Source organism: Empedobacter sp. UBA2044, assembly GCF_002333005.1.
GTDB classification, from domain to species: Bacteria; Bacteroidota; Bacteroidia; order Flavobacteriales; family Weeksellaceae; genus Empedobacter; species Empedobacter falsenii_B.
Genome location: NZ_DDBA01000059.1, coordinates 14404 through 31608, shown reverse-complemented (window position 1 = coordinate 31608; position 17205 = coordinate 14404). Strand labels below are relative to the sequence as shown.

The 17205-nt window shown below is 33.9% G+C and carries 14 protein-coding genes; 1 reads left to right on the top strand and 13 read right to left on the bottom strand.

Annotated features, from left to right (window positions below; translation table 11 throughout):
- Window positions 1–123 precede the first annotated feature (123 nt).
- Entirely contained in the window at window positions 124–1599 is a 1476-nt protein-coding gene (mqo, locus tag B4E59_RS10430) for a malate dehydrogenase (quinone) (RefSeq protein ID WP_291052844.1), read from the top strand.
- A gap of 128 nt (window positions 1600–1727) precedes the next feature.
- On the opposite strand, the gene B4E59_RS10425 is transcribed toward mqo, so the two are convergent.
- The 13 genes from B4E59_RS10425 to B4E59_RS10365 form a co-directional block, all read right to left on the bottom strand.
- A complete protein-coding gene (locus tag B4E59_RS10425) occupies window positions 1728–2258 on the bottom strand; it encodes a septal ring lytic transglycosylase RlpA family protein (RefSeq protein WP_125349637.1) in 531 nt (176 codons plus the stop codon).
- A gap of 323 nt (window positions 2259–2581) precedes the next feature.
- A complete protein-coding gene (locus tag B4E59_RS10420; RefSeq protein ID WP_125349638.1) occupies window positions 2582–3034 on the bottom strand; it encodes a GatB/YqeY domain-containing protein in 453 nt (150 codons plus the stop codon).
- Window positions 3035–3135: 101 nt separating this feature from the next.
- Window positions 3136–4980, bottom strand: a complete 1845-nt coding sequence (gene ftsZ / locus B4E59_RS10415; RefSeq protein WP_286494801.1) for a cell division protein FtsZ — start codon at window positions 4978–4980, stop codon at window positions 3136–3138.
- A gap of 55 nt (window positions 4981–5035) precedes the next feature.
- Window positions 5036–6487, bottom strand: coding sequence for a cell division protein FtsA (gene ftsA / locus B4E59_RS10410; RefSeq protein WP_291047152.1), 1452 nt, complete (start codon window positions 6485–6487; stop codon window positions 5036–5038).
- A complete protein-coding gene (locus B4E59_RS10405; RefSeq protein ID WP_260391980.1) occupies window positions 6474–7205 on the bottom strand; it encodes a cell division protein FtsQ/DivIB in 732 nt (243 codons plus the stop codon). The genes ftsA and B4E59_RS10405 overlap by 14 nt, the downstream gene beginning before the upstream one ends.
- Window position 7206: 1 nt before the next feature.
- Window positions 7207–8547, bottom strand: a complete 1341-nt coding sequence (gene murC, locus B4E59_RS10400; protein ID WP_291052839.1) for a UDP-N-acetylmuramate--L-alanine ligase — start codon at window positions 8545–8547, stop codon at window positions 7207–7209.
- Window positions 8547–9653 (bottom strand): undecaprenyldiphospho-muramoylpentapeptide beta-N-acetylglucosaminyltransferase, encoded by a 1107-nt coding sequence (gene murG, locus B4E59_RS10395; RefSeq protein WP_291052836.1) that lies wholly within the window; start codon window positions 9651–9653, stop codon window positions 8547–8549. Before murG ends, murC begins: the two co-directional genes overlap by 1 nt.
- Window positions 9625–10824, bottom strand: coding sequence for an FtsW/RodA/SpoVE family cell cycle protein (locus B4E59_RS10390; protein WP_291052833.1), 1200 nt, complete (start codon window positions 10822–10824; stop codon window positions 9625–9627). The genes murG and B4E59_RS10390 overlap by 29 nt, the downstream gene beginning before the upstream one ends.
- Before the next feature lie 15 nt (window positions 10825–10839).
- Window positions 10840–12174: a UDP-N-acetylmuramoyl-L-alanine--D-glutamate ligase gene (murD, locus tag B4E59_RS10385; protein WP_291052830.1), complete on the bottom strand. Its 1335-nt coding sequence runs from the start codon at window positions 12172–12174 to the stop codon at window positions 10840–10842.
- Between the two features lie 3 nt (window positions 12175–12177).
- Window positions 12178–13419 carry a phospho-N-acetylmuramoyl-pentapeptide-transferase gene (mraY, locus tag B4E59_RS10380; RefSeq protein WP_291052827.1) on the bottom strand — a complete coding sequence of 414 codons (1242 nt, stop codon included), beginning with the start codon at window positions 13417–13419 and terminating at the stop codon, window positions 12178–12180.
- A gap of 3 nt (window positions 13420–13422) precedes the next feature.
- The gene (locus tag B4E59_RS10375; RefSeq protein WP_291052825.1) at window positions 13423–14886 is read right to left on the bottom strand and encodes a UDP-N-acetylmuramoyl-L-alanyl-D-glutamate--2,6-diaminopimelate ligase; all 1464 of its coding nucleotides are present in this window, start codon (window positions 14884–14886) and stop codon (window positions 13423–13425) included.
- On the bottom strand, window positions 14883–16865 hold the full coding sequence (locus B4E59_RS10370) for a PASTA domain-containing penicillin-binding protein (RefSeq protein WP_221855357.1): 1983 nt from the start codon (window positions 16863–16865) through the stop codon (window positions 14883–14885). Before B4E59_RS10370 ends, B4E59_RS10375 begins: the two co-directional genes overlap by 4 nt.
- Entirely contained in the window at window positions 16843–17202 is a 360-nt protein-coding gene (locus B4E59_RS10365; RefSeq protein ID WP_052217625.1) for an FtsL-like putative cell division protein, read from the bottom strand. Before B4E59_RS10365 ends, B4E59_RS10370 begins: the two co-directional genes overlap by 23 nt.
- Window positions 17203–17205: the final 3 nt, after the last annotated feature.

Sequence of the window (17205 nt, the reverse complement as noted above, 5' to 3'; positions counted from 1 at the left end):
TAAAATCTATTCAAATTATCTCAAAACAATAATTTATGTAAAAAATCATTGTTTTTTCTGCGTATTATTTCGCAAAAAAGGCTATTTATTAATACCTTTGCAACGTAAATATATTTTTGAGAAATGGAAAAACAACCTCAAGAGGTAGTGTTAGTTGGTGCTGGTATCATGAGTGCTACTTTAAGCATACTTCTTAAAAAAATAAATCCGGCTATTAAGATTTCTGTTTTCGAAAAATTAGATAAGATTGGATTTGAAAGCTCTGATGCTTTCAATAATGCAGGTACTGGTCACTCTGCTTTTTGTGAATTGAATTATACACCAATGGACAAAAATGGAGTGGTTAACATTGATAAAGCAATTAATATTGCAAAACAATTTGAAACTTCGAAAGAGTTTTGGTCTTACTTAGTCGAAAATAATTACGTTTCTTCTCCAGAAAAATTCTTACGTCCTACTCCACATATGTCTTTTGTTTGGGGCGATGACGATGTAAATTTCTTGAAAAAACGTTACGAAAAATTATCTCAGCATCCTTTATTTAAGGATATGGAATATTCGGATGATGTTTCTAAAATCAGAGAATGGGCTCCATTAATTGTTGACGGTAGAAAAGGTAATGAAAAAGTTGCGGCAACGCATATGAACTTGGGAACTGATGTGAATTTTGGTGAATTAACGCGTCAAATTTTCAAAGGTTTACAAGACAAAAAAGAAATCACGTTAGAAACTGAACACGAAGTAAAAGACTTAACTCGTCTTAGCAACGGAAAATGGGCAGTTAAAGTAAAAGATTTAAAATCTGGAAATAACAAAGCACTTAATGCTGATTTCGTATTTATTGGTGCAGGTGGAGGAGCAATTTTATTGTTACAAAAATCTGGAATTCCAGAATCGAAAAAATTTGGTGGCTTCCCAGTTGGTGGACAATGGTTAATTTGTCAAAACGAAGAAGTAATCAAAAAACATCATGCAAAAGTATATGGAAAAGCAAAAATTGGTGCACCACCAATGTCTGTTCCTCACTTAGATACACGTGTTATTGATGGAAAACAATCTCTATTATTTGGTCCATTTGCAACATTCTCAACAAAATTCTTAAAATACGGATCTAATTGCGATTTATTCAAATCTGTAAACTTAGGAAACGTAGGATTTTTGATGAATTGTGGATTAAACAATATCGATTTAACAAAATACCTGGTAGAACAAGTGATGTTATCTAAAGTGAAAAAAGTAGAAGAATTACAAGAATATTTTCCTGAAGCTAAACTAGAAGATTGGTTCGAACAAACTGCAGGACAACGTGTTCAAGTAATCGAAAAACAAGATGGAAAAGGAGTTTTAAAATTTGGTACAGAAATCGTAACATCTCAAGATGGAACAATGTCTGCCTTATTAGGAGCTTCTCCAGGAGCATCTACATCTGTTAGTGCAATGTTGAACTTAATGAAACAATGTTTCCCAGACTTGATGAAAAACAACTGGAACGAAGCAATCAAAGAAATGATCCCTTCTTACGGTGAAGATTTAGCACAAGCTGAATTAGTTGAAGCATCAAGAGCCCGTACAACTAAAGTGCTTAAAATTTTAGATTAAGATTTTCTTACATCATATAATTATAAATCCTGATATTCATTTGTCAGGATTTTTTTTGCACGAAACTTAAGAGCATAAAAAAAGGTTTGAGAATAAATTCTCAAACCTTTTAATTTTTTCTGAACATCTTAGTCTTTCTTGTCTTCGCTTTTGATAATTTCGTATTCAACTTGCATCACTCCTGTATTGGTGTGACCAATTTCGCTGAATGCAGCTTGACTTAAGTCTAAAACTCTAGATTTAGCGTATGGACCTCTGTCGTTGATTTCTACAACTACAGATTTACCATTTCTGATATTCGTAACTTTTACTTTCGTACCAAATGGTAAAGACTTATGGGCAGCTGTTAGTTCGTGTTTGTCATACGTTTCACCACTAGCTGTCTTGCGTCCGTGGAATTTGTCTCCATACCAAGAAACAACTCCTGTCGAGATTTTTCGAGCACTATTCTCGATAAGTTCTCCAACCAACTTTTCATCTTCAACTGATAATGTATCTTTTTTGATGGTATCATTATCAATATCGTTACTAAATCTTTTCTCAGAAGCTGGCATAATAATTGTGTCATTATTACCAGAATCCTTAAAAATTTTACCATCAGCATTTGCTATTGGAAAAATCATTAACATTGCTATAAACGCTGTAATGCTTTTCGTCATCCTTTAGATTTTTCTGATTTACTTTGCAAATTTAAGGGTATAAACAGCTTCTTATTTAGAATTATTCTAATCAATTGATTTTTAATTCTAAAATCTCTTGTGCTTTGCGAATTTAGATGCTTACAGCGATTTGTTAATTTAATGTTAAAATAAAACTATAATCCTAATTTTTTTGGGAATTATTTATTTAAATCGGATATACTATTGATTATCAATAAATAATAATTTTATATAATTTGAAGAAATTTATCTAATAAAGAAATAAAAAAGGTAAAGTGTTATAAACTTTACCTTTTCTTAATTTTTAAAGATTTAAAAATCAATTATAAACTAGCTAAAATATCTTTTACTTTAGCTGAAATTAATTTTCCTTCCGCTTTACCAGCTAATTTAGATGAAGCAGCTCCCATTACTTTTCCCATATCTTTTGGAGAAGTAGCGCCAACCTCTGCAACAATTTCTGTAATTGCAGCTGTTAATTCTTCGTCTGATAATTGAGCAGGTAAAAATTGTTGAATAACTTCTGCTTGTGCCAATTCTTTTTCAGCTAATTCAGCACGTCCATTTGCTTCGAATTGTTCAGCAGCTTCTTTACGTTGTTTTACTAATTTTTGTAATAAAGCAATTTCTTGATCTTCTGATAATTCTCCGTTAGCACCTGATGTTTTTGCTAATAATAATTCAGATTTTACAGCTCTTAAAGCTTCTAAAGCAACAGTATTTTTAGCTTTCATCGCTTCTTTTAACTGTGCCATTATTTGAGTTTCTAAATTCATTTGTTTTGCTTTTAGACTACAAATTTAAGACAAAAAAAGGCTCATCGCAAAAGCAATGAACCTTTTCTATAATAAGAATATTTTTTACGAGTGATCGTTTATTAATCTACGTTATCATGTAGAAAATTGTTTGGACGAATTTGCGTTTCGTTGTTACGATTAGTTCCTACAGAAAAATCAGAAGATTGATTATCATTACGATCAGATAAATTCAATCCTTGACGTTTATAAGCAGGAATTGCTTCGTATTCGTCTACTTGAGAATTTGTCATCGTGTTGTTGAATTTAAAATTAAATTGTTTCAAACGATTTCTTCTTTCTTCAATCATACTATTCAATTCAGGATCATTTGATTGCTCAATTGGTTGACTAAATGGATCTATAGCAACTTGTACTTCTTCAGCTTGTGGAGCAACAGAATGAGCTACATTAGATTGAACTGGCTCTACATTTCCATATCCTTCGTTCTTTGGAGCTTGATATCCAGCATAATTATTTTGAGGATAATTTGACTGTTCTGAAGCTACAGGATTAGAATATGAATTATATGTTTGATTATTATTTACATTATTCGTTGGTTCTTGCGGACGATTAAAATCTGATTTCAAACGTGGTTCGAAATCATCATAAGAACGTCTCTCTTGCACTGGCTCATCATCAATATCATCTAAAACATAACGCTTTGGAGAATTATTTTCTTCGAAAGATTCTTCTGGCGTATTGTGATAAGTTTGTTGTTGAAAACTTTGGTTAATATCTGCTTGACGATAATTATTTTGAGGAGCCTCTGGCGTTTGATTTTGTTGAGGCGTTTGTGGTGCTTGCTGAGAAGCATTAGAACGACCAAAATCTAACGTCATTGGTTTTACACGATTCACAAAAGGTTGCTCAACTGATAACGTTTTATTAATTGGTTGTTCTTCCTCTAATGTATGTACAATTTTTTGTTCCTCTTTTCCTGTATACGCCTGATCTTCTGTAGGAAAACCAGTTGCTACAACAGTTACAGAGATAGAATCTCCTAAATCTAAGTCTTCACCAATACCCATGATAATATTTGCACTATTACCAGCTTCTTGTTGAATGTAATCATTGATGATACCGATTTCATCCATTGTAATTTCGTTATTACCAGACAAAATCAATAACAATACGTTACGTGCACCCGTAATTTTGTTGTTGTTTAACAATGGAGAATCTAAAGCAGAAGAAATTGCGTCTTTCGCTTTGTTTTCACCAGAACCTTGCGCAGATCCCATGATTGCTGTACCAGAATTTTTAAGTACTGTACGCGCATCACGTAAATCGATGTTCATTGCATAGTGTTGAGTAATAACTTCTGCAATTCCTTTAGCTGCTGTTGTTAAAACCTCATCAGCTTTCGAGAAACCATTTTTGAAACCTAAGTTTCCGTATAATTCACGTAATTTATCATTGTTGATAACAATTAATGAATCGACATTTTGTCTTAATTTTTCGATACCTTTTTCGGCTTGTTCCAACCTCATTCTTCCTTCGAAAAAGAATGGCGCTGTAACAATCCCAACTGTTAAGATATCCATTTCTTTTGCAATACCAGCAATTACTGGTGCTGCTCCGGTTCCTGTACCACCACCCATTCCGGCAGTAATAAATACCATTTTAGTACCCTCGTCTAAAACAGCTTTTACATCATCCATACTTTCGATAGCAGATTGCTCTCCTACCTCAGGATTTGCTCCAGCTCCTAAACCTTCTGTTATTGCTTGTCCTAATTGAATTCTTGTTGGTACTGGACTATTTGCTAATGCTTGAGAGTCCGTATTACAAATTACAAATTCTACACCTGCAATTCCTTGTTCAAACATGTAGTTTACGGCATTACTACCTCCACCACCTACTCCGATTACTTTGATAGCTTGAGATCGGCTCTTTGGTAAGTTGAACACAATATCTCCTGTTAACATATCACTCATATTCTTCTTATTAAATTGATTCGTAATTTATTCTAGTTTATTCTTATTATTCAGTTTCGTTGATCATTTGGATAAATTTATCCGTCCATTTCGAAAAGAAATTTTTCTTTTCTGGTTTAGATTTAGCTTCTTTCTTTTCACCAATTTCTTGATCCAAGAATTCGTCTACTACTTCTTCTCTTTTTGGTTTTTGGATAATTTCTTCCTCAACAACAATTTCAGCTTTCACAGTCTTAGTTTGTTGTGTTGGTTGAATTCCAATTTCTAATTCTTCTTGGTTATTTAAATTATTAATAACTGGTTTTTCATAAATTTCGTGCTGATAATTCGCCGCTAATTCTTCTAAACCTTTCATTAATAATCCAACAGATGTTGCATATTCTGGTCCGCTAATTTCCTCAGCTTTTGCACCAACAATATGTTCGTTAGAGTATCCAATTCTTACATCCATTCCTGTTACATATTCTGTAAGTTGACGAATGTGTTTCAATTTAGATCCACCACCTGTTAAAACGATTCCTGCAATCAATTTTTTGTTTTGATCTTCGCAACCGTAGTTTTTCAATTCCAAATATACTTGTTCCAAAATTTCCTGCACACGTGCATGAATAATTTGTGACAATCTTTTTAATGATATTTCTTTTGCTTCGCGTCCTTTTAAACCAGGAATCGATACAATTTCAGTTTCTTTATTTTCTCCTGGCCAAGCAGAACCAAATTTTTCTTTTAAAGCTTCGGCTTGCTTTCCAATAATAGAACATCCAACTTTAATGTCTTCTGTAATCACATTTCCTCCAAACGGAATAACAGATGTGTGACGAATAATATTATCCTTAAAAATTGCAATATCCGTTGTTCCACCACCTATATCAATCAATGCAACACCAGCTTCTTTCTCTTCTTCGCTAAGCGCAGCACTAGATGATGCAATTGGTTCTAAAGTAATACTTGCCAAACGTAAACCAGCAGCTTTTACACAACGTGCAATATTTCGGATGGATGAAACTTGTCCTACAACCACATGGAAATTAGCCTCTAAACGGCTTCCGTACATACCGATTGGTTCGCGGATTTCACCTTCGTTATCAACCTTAAATTCTTGAGGAAGAACATGGATAATTTCTTCTCCAGGTAACATGACCAATTTGTAAACTTGATTTGTTAATAACTTTAAATCATTATCATCAATCACGTCTTCTGAATTGGTACGAGTAATGTAATCGCTATGTTGTAAACTACGAATATGTTGTCCGGCAATACCAACAGTAACATCAGTAATTTTGACACCAGATGATCTTTCAGCCTTATCAATTGCCTCTTTTATCGAGTTAATGGTTTGTGTAATATTATTTACAACACCTCTGTGTACACCTAAGCTTTTTGCTTGTCCGTGTCCAAGAATTTCGATTTTTCCGTTCTCATTTTTTCGTCCGACAAGTGCTACAATCTTTGTAGTCCCTATGTCTAAGCCAACTGCAATCTTACTATTGTTTTCCATTTTTTATTCGTTTGGTTGCTACAACTTGGTTTACAAATTTCAAGCTCAATTTTTCATAATCTTCAGTTCCTATAAAATCAATGTATTGATTATAGAATAATTTTAGATTATGTAACTTCTGTTCAAAGTTGTTTAAAGTTCCTAATTCTATATAATAGTTTCCTGTGTTTACAATTAAATTAAAAGAACGTTGTCCCACTTTTTGAATTGCTATGATGTGATTTTTTAATAAATCGTCAGCTTTCAAAGCTTGAACAAACTTACTCAAATCTTCATACTCATTCGGTTTTACATCACCAGAAACTAAGATTACATCTGCTGAATTTAATTTAGATAAAGGCATTTTCCCGCCTTTTGTTGTCAAATAAAATTCATTTTTCAGCGTCTTTATTCTTGCTACTGCTGAGTTTGCTTTTATGTCAAGTCGTAAATGTCCGTTGATATCCTTACTTACTTGTACAGAATCCACAAAAGGACTCTCACTTACTTTTTGTTCGATTTCTTTTACATTCACCTCTCGTAGAGATTGTTTCAGAATGTCTTTTCCATCTTTGTTGATAATTTCTCTTATCGATTCATCATTAATAAAATAATTATCAACTGGCTGAACAAACGCCACGTCAATTTTTTTCACAGTACGCGAAGCATTCTTAATTACCGTAAAACTAATCAAACCGATTAGCAAGGCAACTCCAAAAATCACTTTTATGATTTTCAATTTACGCTTCACTTAACCACTCTTTTATTGGTTTAACAATTGTATCAATATTTCCTGCTCCAACAGTCAATAATACATCAAAATCTTGTTTTTTGATGTTTGCTAAACTATCTTCTAATGAAGATACTATTTTTTCATTTAAATTCACCTTTTCTAGCAACCAATTTGAAGTAATTCCTTCGATTGGTAACTCTCTGGCAGGATAAATGTCTAATAAAATCAAACTATCTAACTGCGATAAACTTTGTCCAAACTCTTCTGCGAAATCTCTTGTACGTGTAAATAAGTGAGGCTGAAATACTCCCAACACTTTTTTACCCAGATAAAGTTCACGAACTGAACGAATTGCTGCATTCAATTCTGTTGGATGATGTGCATAATCGTCGATGTAAATTTTTCCATTTGCTTCGAAACGATTAAAACGTCTTTTAACTCCAACAAAAGTTGATAAAGCTTCTTTAATTTTATCATGTGGAACACCCATGTAATCTGCAACAGCTAAAGCCGCAACCGCATTTTCCATATTGTGATGTCCTGGTAATAAAATTCCAACATCTGTCAATGAACCGTTTGGTGTTTTTACATCAAATACATAATGTCCATCAATAATTCTTACATTGTGCCCATCATAATCTGCGTCCAAATCTACTCCATATGTAAAAGCTCCGTCGAAAGGCAAACCTTTGTGAACAAATAATTTTTCTTCAACAATTGCCGCAAATTCTTGAAACGATTTTTTCACTTCATCACGCTCACCATAAATATCCAAATGATCTGCATCATCACTTGTGATAATCGCTAATTTTGGAGAAAGACGTAAGAAAGAACGATCAAATTCATCGGCTTCTGCAACTGTATATTTAGATCCATTTAGGATAATATTCGAATCGTAATTTTCAGCAATACCACCTAAAAAAGCTGTACATTCTACATTCGCAACTTTTAGGATATGTCCTAAAATAGACGAAGTCGTTGTTTTTCCGTGTGTTCCCGCAACACCAATATTGTATGTATGTTTGGTAATTTCACCTAACACTTCTGAACGCTTCATGACTTTAAAATCATTCACTAAAAAATAATTTAGTTCTGAATGATCTTTTGGTACCGCTGGCGTATAAATTACCAACGTATTTTCTGCATTAATTCCTGCTGGAATTAAGTCAATGTTATCTTCGAAATGAATATCAATTCCTTCAGCAATCAATTCAGTTGTTAGTTCGGTTTGCGTCTTGTCATAACCAGCAACTTCTTTTCCGATTGACTTGAAGAAACGTTCCAAAGCACTCATTCCGATTCCTCCTGCACCGATGAAATAATAATATGTTTTATCTAAAATATTCATTATAATAAATTCAATAATATATCTACAATCTCTTTTGTTGCGTTCGGTTTCCCTAATTGCTTAATGTTTTGAGATAATTTATTTTTTAATTCTTCATTGTTCGCCAAAGCAATTACTTCTTTGACTAAAATTTGTTTTGCATCTGCATCTTTCACCATAATCGCTGCATCTTTCTCAACCAATGCTTGTGCATTTTTGGTTTGATGATCTTCTGCCGCTGTTGGCAATGGAAGCAAAATAGTTGCTTTTCCAACAATACACAATTCCGAAATTGCCATTGCTCCTGCGCGAGAAACAATCATATCCGAAGCTGCATACGCATCTTTCATGTTGTAAATAAATTCGGTTACATGAATCGTTGGATATTTATCACAAACTAAATTTTTGATTTTTTGATAATCTAACTTTCCTGTTTGCCAAATCAACTGAACGCCACTTGCAACAAATTCATCAAGGTTTTCTAACCAAGCGTTATTCATTGCTCTTGATCCTTGTGAACCACCAACTGATAAAATTGTTGGTTTTTCTGGATCTAATCCAAAAGCTGAAATTGCTTCTGCTTTGGATGGTAAATTTTGAAAAATTTCAGCACGAATAGGATTTCCTGTATAATGCACTTTTTCTTGTGGAAACTGAGAAATTCCTTCATAAGCTGTACAAATTGCACTGGCTTTATTTTTCAAAATTTTATTGGTAACTCCTGGAAACGAATTTTGTTCTTGTAATAAAATCGGAACATTTCTACTTCCTGCTACCCACAACATTGGTCCACTTGCATAACCTCCTGTACCAACAGCTAAATCTGGTTGAAAATCTTTGTAGATTTTTTTTGCAAGACTTAAGCTTTTTATCAATTTGAAAGGGAACTTTAAATTCGCTTTCATGTTACTTCTATCAAATCCAGAAATTGGTAAACCTTTTATGTCATACCCAACTTTTGGCACTTTTTCCATTTCCATTCTTCCTTCTGCTCCTACGAACAAAATTTGCGCATCTGGCAAACGTCTTTTAATTTCGTCTGCTATTGCAATGGCTGGATAAATATGTCCACCTGTTCCTCCGCCGCTTATTAAAACTTTAGGCGATGTCTTCGATGTATTCTTCACTTAATACTTTTCTATCTTGTTCTAATTCTTCTTTCGATTTAATTTGAGTACTTACACTCAAAATAATTCCGAACGAAATACATGTCATCCAAATGGACGTTCCTCCGTAACTAATCATTGGTAATGGTTGTCCCGTTACTGGAATTAAATTAACCGCTACCGCCATATTTACCATGGCTTGTATAATAATTGGTAAGCCAACTGCAAACACAAGTAACGTACCAAAAACAGTATGAATTTTAGATGCGATGATACAAATCCGTATTAAAATCAGAAGGAAAATTCCAATTAATAGAATTGCTCCAAGCGCACCATATTCTTCTACAATAATCGCGAAGATAAAATCGGATGATGACTGAGGTAAAGTTTGTTTGAAAACACTTTTTCCTGGTCCAGCCATTTCATTCAATCCTCTTGCAATTGCAGCTTTTGCGTGTAAAACTTGATAACTTTCTAATCCAGAATCATCATTAAATTTCTCGATACGTGACATCCATGTATGCACACGAGAATTTGTTACTAAATCTGGTCGAGATAAAGCCATCCACACAAATCCGCCACCGAGTATTAAACCTACTCCGGCAATTGTAAATAAATATTTGAATGGAAATCCACCAATAATCAACAATATTCCGCACATTCCAGCTAACATCAACGCTGTTGAACCATTAGAAGGAAAGATTAATCCTACAATTACAATAATTGGTAAGAATAATGGAACTGCTGTATTTTTCCACGTATATTCTTTGTCTCTATTTTTTGTCAAATAACGAGCTATATAAATCAACAACGCTTGCGAAGCAATCATCGAAGGTTGAATACCAATTCCAGTTCCCGGAATCGTTAACCAACGCGCAGCATTTGCACCTCCAATTGTTTGCCCTTGCACGAGCGTCAATGCTAAAACTCCCGAAAGTATAACAACAGCCGTTAAAGCAAATAAGCCAAACCAACGATAATCGACACGTTGCAATCCATAAATGATAAATAAACCAATTAATAAAATCACAGCGTGTTTACCTAAATGACCAAAAATAGTACCCGATCCTACCGTATACACCAAGTTAGAACTTGCTGAATAAACAGGTAAAAACGAAAATAGTGCTAACAATAAAATGAAAGCCCAAAGCGGTTTATCGCCTTTAAAATATTTTTGTACGATGTTAGACATTGGTTGGTTGTGTTATTATAATTTGCGTACGTTTTCTTTAAATTGATCTCCACGATCTTCGTAACCATTGAACAAATCGAAACTTGCACAAGCTGGTGACAAAAGAACCGTTTCTCCTTTTGTTGCTAATTTATATGATTGCTCTACACAATCTTTCATTGTATTTGTCTCAACAATTCTATCGATATATGGACTGAAAAAATCAACAATTTTAGCGTTATCAACACCCAAACAAACAATTGCTTTCACTTTCTTTTTTACGAAAGGTAAAACTTCGTTGTAATCGTTTCCTTTATCAGTTCCTCCAACAATCCAAATAATAGGTTTTGTCATACTTTCCAAGGCAAAATACGTTGCATTTACATTTGTTGCTTTAGAATCGTTGATAAAATCAATTCCTCCAATTGTCAAAACAGGCTCTAAACGATGTTCAACAGATTTGAAATCTGATAAACTCTTTTTAAGCTCCTCATTATTAATATCAATAATTTTTGAGGCTACAGCCGCAGCCAATGAATTAGAAACATTGTGTTTTCCAATCAATCCTAAATCATTCACTAACATTGTAAAATCACCATTCGAATCGTTCACACGGAACAATTCATTGTTTGCGTATGCTTCATTTGTTGCATCCATCATTGTGAACGGTTTGCGATGAGCGCGAATATCAATCTGATCAATCATCTCCATTGTTTTTGGATCATCCAAATTGTAGATAAAATAATCGTTTTCATCTTGGTTTTCAGTAATTCTGAATTTAGCCTTTGCATACAAATCAAACTGATAATTGTATTGGTCTAAATGATCTGGTGTAATGTTCAGCAAAATTGCAACATACGGTTTGAAATCTGTTTTGATATCATCTAACTGAAAACTACTTACTTCTAATACATAATAATCAAAGTTGTCTTCTGCTACAGATTTTGCAAAACTTTTTCCGATGTTACCACCTAATCCTACATTTAATCCAGCTTGCTTTAGGATATGGAACATCAAACTTGTTGTTGTTGTTTTTCCATTAGATCCTGTAATCGCAATAATTTTTGCATCTGTGTAACGAGACGCAAATTCAATTTCAGAAATAATTGAAGTTCCTTTTTCTTCTAATTTCTGAATTAGCGCTGCTTTTTTTGGAATACCTGGACTTTTCACTACTTCATCGGCATTCAGAATCAAATCTTCTGTGTGCTGACCTTCTTCATAAGCAATTCCGTGCTCCTCCAAAAGTTGTTTATACTTGTCTTTTATTTGTCCCATGTCCGAAAGAAAAACATCAAAGTTTTCTTTCTTCGCAAGAATAGCTGTTCCTACGCCACTTTCTCCTCCTCCTAAAACGACTAATCTTTTCATTTTTTATCTAATCTTTAAGGTAATAATACTAATTACCGCTAAAATGATTCCGATGATAATTGCACGCACCACGATTTTACTTTCGTGATAACCTAACTTCTGAAAATGGTGATGTAGAGGAGACATCAAAAAGATTCTACGACCTTCACCAAATTTCTTTTTCGTGTACTTGAAATAAGACACTTGTAACATTACTGATAAACTTTCTGCGAAAAATATTCCGCATAAAATTGGTAGTAATAATTCTTTACGAACGATAATTGCTAAAACAGCAATTATTCCTCCGATTGTTAAACTTCCTGTATCTCCCATGAAAACTTGAGCTGGATAGGTATTATACCAAATAAATCCTATCAAACCTCCAAGGAATGCACCACAGAAAATCAAGACTTCTTCTGAACGCGGAATAAACATAATGTTCAAATAATCGGCGAACATTAAGTTTCCAGAAACGAAAACAAACATCGAGATTGCCGCCATAATCACAGCCGAACTACCTGCTGCTAAACCATCGATTCCATCTGTTAAATTTGCTCCATTCGAAACTGCTGTAATGATAAAAATTACTGCAAAAATAAAAATCGCTGCAACCGCCCATGTTGGTCGATCTTGCGCATCTATCCAAAATAAAATATCAGAATAGTTAAATTCATTTCCTTTCACGAAAGGCATTGTTGTTTCCAACGTTTTTTCTTCTGGACCAAATTTTATTTGTCGGCTGTATTCTGTTTGTTCTGTTCCTACAGGCGTTTTTACTCTATTTTCTTGATGTTTTACGGTAACTGTTGGACTGAAATAAAGCATTAATCCAACTACAACTCCAAGACCAACTTGTCCTAAAATTTTAAATTTACCTTGTAAACCTTCTTTGTTTTTTCTAAAAACTTTGATGTAATCGTCTAAAAAACCAATCACACCTAACCAAATTGTTGAAACCAACAAAATGATAATGTAAATATTATCTAATCTCGCAAAAAGTAAAGTCGGAATTAATGTCGCCAAAATGATGATCAAACCACCCATTGTTGGCGTTCCTGCTTTTTCGATTTGTCCTTTTAAACCTAAATCACGAACAATTTCTCCCATTTGTTCTTTACGTAAATAACTGATGATTCGTTTTCCGTAAAACAAACTGATGAACATTGCCAATAAAATTGCCATTCCCGCGCGGAAAGACGTGTATTGAAACATACGCGCTCCTGGAAAATGGATACCTTCTAAATAATCAAATAAATAGTATAACATTCTTTATTTGTTCAATATTTTACTCAATTCTGATGCAACTTCTACATCAGAAAAATGTGTTCTTACTCCGTTAATTTCTTGATACGTCTCGTGACCTTTACCCGCAATCAAAATAATATCTTTTGGTTCGGCCATTTTAAGTGCTGTTTTTATAGCTTCTTTTCGATCTATAATCTTCAAGGTGCGATTATAAAATTGCGCTTTTACACCAACTTCCATTTCGCGAAGAATTTCTTCTGCATCTTCGGTTCTTGGATTATCTGATGTAAAAATGGCAAGATTAGATTTTTCGCTCGCGATATCGGCCATTTCTGGACGTTTTGTTTTATCGCGATCTCCACCACAGCCTACAACTGTTATTAGTTTTTCGTTTTTGGTACGAATTCCTTCTATTGTATCCAAAACATTTTCTAACGCATCAGGCGTATGTGCATAATCTACGATTACGATAATTCCTGATTCTGTTTTGAATGTTTGAAAACGACCATCAACATTTCCAAGTGTGCTCAACGCTTTTAGAACTTCTAATTCATCTTGTCCTAAAATTGACGCTACACCAAAAACTAATAATAAATTATATGCATTGAATTGACCAATTAATGATGTCCAGAATTCTTTTCCATTGAATTCTAATTGCATTCCATCAAATTGGTGTTCAATAATTTTTCCTTTAAAATCTGCATCAGTTTTTAGCGCATACAATTTTTTCGTAGCAACTGTATTCTGAAGCATTACTTTTCCGTTTTTATCATCTGCATTCGAAATTGCCGTAGACGTTTTTGGCAAATCGTCGAAGAATTTCTTTTTTGCTGCAAGATAATTTGCAAACGTTTTGTGATAATCTAAATGATCGTGTGTGATATTCGTAAATCCAGCCACTTCAAAATGCAAACCAGCAATTCTATTTTGATGAATTCCGTGCGAAGAAACTTCCATAAAAGCAAATTCGCATCCTCTATCTACCGCTTCGCGAAACATTTTGTTCAATGTCAAAATATCTGGCGTTGTATGGGTAGACGGAATCACTTCACCATCAATCACAATTTTAATCGTCGAAATTAATGCACAAGCATAACCTAATTTTGTAAACAATTCGTACAACAAAGTTGTCGTTGTTGTTTTTCCATTCGTACCTGTAACTCCAACAAGTTTTAAATCTTTTGTTGGATTTCCATAAAAGTTAGAAGCTAAAATTCCTAATGCAATCGTTGAATTTTCAACTTTCACATACGTTATTCCATCAACTAAATTTTCTGGCAAAACTTCGCAAACAATTGCTTTAGCACCTAAACCAATCGCTTTTTCTATATACTGATGACCGTCAACTGTAACTCCATTTACAGCAACAAAAACATCATCGTTTGATACTTTTCTTGAATCAAATTGAATATTATTGACTTCAACTTTTGTTGAACCAATCGTTTCTGAGATGGAAACTTTATATAATACATCAACTAAATTTCTCATCCTTCCAACATTAAATAAATTGTCTCACCCTTCTTAAATCTTGTTCCCGCAGGAATGGATTGATTTGTTACTTTTCCAAACCCTGAATATTGTACATCTAACCCTAAATTTTCTAATACCGGAATTGCTTTAGATCCTGTATGACCAGTCACATTTGGCACTATATTTTTAGAATTACTAACATTAATATCATCTCCTTTTTTAAACTCTTTCACCGCGTTCTTTTTTACTAAATCGCGTGGCAAAGGTATGGGAGTTTTTGAATATACCCAATCGGCAATTTTCTTAAAAACCGGAGCAGTTACACTACCTCCATAAAACCCTTTGGCTGTATTTGGCTTGTGCACAACAACAATACAAGAATACTTTGGTTTTTCTGCTGGAAAATATCCTGCGAATGATGCACGATATTGCATTCCTTTACCGTCTCGCTTCCAATAATCAACACGAGCAGTACCTGTTTTACCAGCAATATCGTAATTACTATTACTAATAATACGTCCCGTTCCTTGTTCTACTGCTCCTCGAAGCATTTCTTGCATTTGTTTTACATTTTCCAAAGAAGTTAATTGATCAACCAAAACAACTGGTTCGAAAATTTTATCAGGTTCACCTTTACGTGTGATTTTATCCATAAATAATGGTTTCAACATTTTACCATTATTTGCCACTGCGTTGTAGAAAGTCACAATTTGAATTGGAGTTAACTGTAAACCATATCCATAACCCATTACAGGTAACGTAATATTACTCCAAGATTTACTATCTGGACGGTGCATAATTGGACTTCCTTCTCCAAGAATATCAACTCCAAGAGGCGAAGTCATATGCCATTTATCCATTTTTTTGAAGAAAGCTTTTGGATTTTCTCCGTAATATTTATTTATAATTTTAGCTGTACCAATGTTAGACGATTTTTTCATCACGCCATCTACAGTCAATGTTCCGTATCCGTGTGTATCTGTAATCGTACGACCATAGAATTTATAACTTCCACCTCCCGTTTCTACTGTCGAGTTTTTATTAATAAAACCATCATCCATTGCTGCAAGCAACGAAACTGTTTTGAAAGTAGATCCTGGTTCTGCAGCTTCACCAACCGCATAATTATAATCGTCTATATATGTTCCATCTTTTTTACGAGATAAATTCACAATTGCACGAACTTTCCCTGTCTGAACTTCCATCACGACTACACTTCCGTGTTGCGCCTCAAATTCAGAAAGTTGTTTGTACAAAGCATCGTAAGCAACCATTTGTAAATCGGCATCTATTGTTGTGTAAACTGATGAACCCGCTTGGGGCTCTTGCTCCCAACTTTTCATTGGTTTCCATTTTCCACGTCCCATAAATTGCTCCCAACGACGACCTTCAATACCGCTTAATAAGTCAGAATAAGCTCCTTCTAACCCAACTTTTCCGCGTTGATCATCGTAACCAATTGTACGAACACCAATGTCTTGAACAATTAATTCTCGTTTTGACTCAGTTTCATGAATAAATCCACCTTTGTTTTGACCTTTGTTGAAGATTGGAAATTTTTTGATGCGTTGATATTGCTCATAATCCAAATCTTTTACTAACATCATGTAGCGATTCTTCTTTTTACGTTCTGTCGAAAATTTGTCGTAAAAATAAGAAGGTGATTTTGTAAACATCTTACCTAAAGAATCGGCAAGATTGTGCATTTCTGTTTTAAATAATTCATCTTTGATCACCGTCAAATCCACATAAACATTGTGTTTTGTAACAGTTGTAGCCATTAATGCGCCATTAGAAGCATATAAATTACCACGCTCCGCCGTAACGGTATCTAATCTAAAATTATTCTTTTCAGCAAAACGCTCTAATTCAACCCCTTCTACAATATTAATTCGAAACATAAAAACAATAATAAAGATGGCCCAAATCGCTAGCGCGCCGGCAAATACCCATCCTTTGATGACAATATTGTTTTTATTTTTCGCTGACTTCGTCATAAACTTTGTCTACTATATAATAAGGTTGTTTATCTGGAATTTTCAAACCATACACTGCTGTACGCTCCAAAATTTCCGTTTCTAATTGCATACGCATCAAATCGCGATGCTTATCTGTATATTGAGATTTTAAATCTTCTACTTTATCTTGTAATTCAGCGATTCGAACCACTTTACGATCAACTAAATGCGAACTCGAAATACTCAAAAAAGCCAAACCTACCAGATACAACATGAACTTCCAGTTTTGTTCTGAGCCAGTTTTGATTAAAAACTCACCTCTCAACAAACCTGTAAAAGTTTTTTTCTCTGGTAATATTTTTTTCTTTTTTGCCATTCC

Excerpts from the sequence above, each read along its gene's own strand:
- mqo (WP_291052844.1), top strand. The coding sequence starts at position 124 with ATGGAAAAACAACCTCAAGAGGTAGTGTTAGTTGGTGCTGGTATCATG.
- murC (WP_291052839.1), bottom strand. The coding sequence starts at position 8,547 with ATGAATATTTTAGATAAAACATATTATTATTTCATCGGTGCAGGAGGA.
- B4E59_RS10365 (WP_052217625.1), bottom strand. The coding sequence starts at position 17,202 with ATGGCAAAAAAGAAAAAAATATTACCAGAGAAAAAAACTTTTACAGGT.
- mraY (WP_291052827.1), bottom strand. The coding sequence starts at position 13,419 with ATGTTATACTATTTATTTGATTATTTAGAAGGTATCCATTTTCCAGGA.
- B4E59_RS10390 (WP_291052833.1), bottom strand. The coding sequence starts at position 10,824 with ATGTCTAACATCGTACAAAAATATTTTAAAGGCGATAAACCGCTTTGG.
- ftsZ (WP_286494801.1), bottom strand. The coding sequence starts at position 4,980 with ATGTTAACAGGAGATATTGTGTTCAACTTACCAAAGAGCCGATCTCAA.
- ftsA (WP_291047152.1), bottom strand. The coding sequence starts at position 6,487 with ATGGAAAACAATAGTAAGATTGCAGTTGGCTTAGACATAGGGACTACA.
- B4E59_RS10375 (WP_291052825.1), bottom strand. The coding sequence starts at position 14,886 with ATGAGAAATTTAGTTGATGTATTATATAAAGTTTCCATCTCAGAAACG.
- B4E59_RS10370 (WP_221855357.1), bottom strand. The coding sequence starts at position 16,865 with ATGACGAAGTCAGCGAAAAATAAAAACAATATTGTCATCAAAGGATGG.
- B4E59_RS10425 (WP_125349637.1), bottom strand. The coding sequence starts at position 2,258 with ATGACGAAAAGCATTACAGCGTTTATAGCAATGTTAATGATTTTTCCA.
- B4E59_RS10420 (WP_125349638.1), bottom strand. The coding sequence starts at position 3,034 with ATGAATTTAGAAACTCAAATAATGGCACAGTTAAAAGAAGCGATGAAA.
- murD (WP_291052830.1), bottom strand. The coding sequence starts at position 12,174 with ATGAAAAGATTAGTCGTTTTAGGAGGAGGAGAAAGTGGCGTAGGAACA.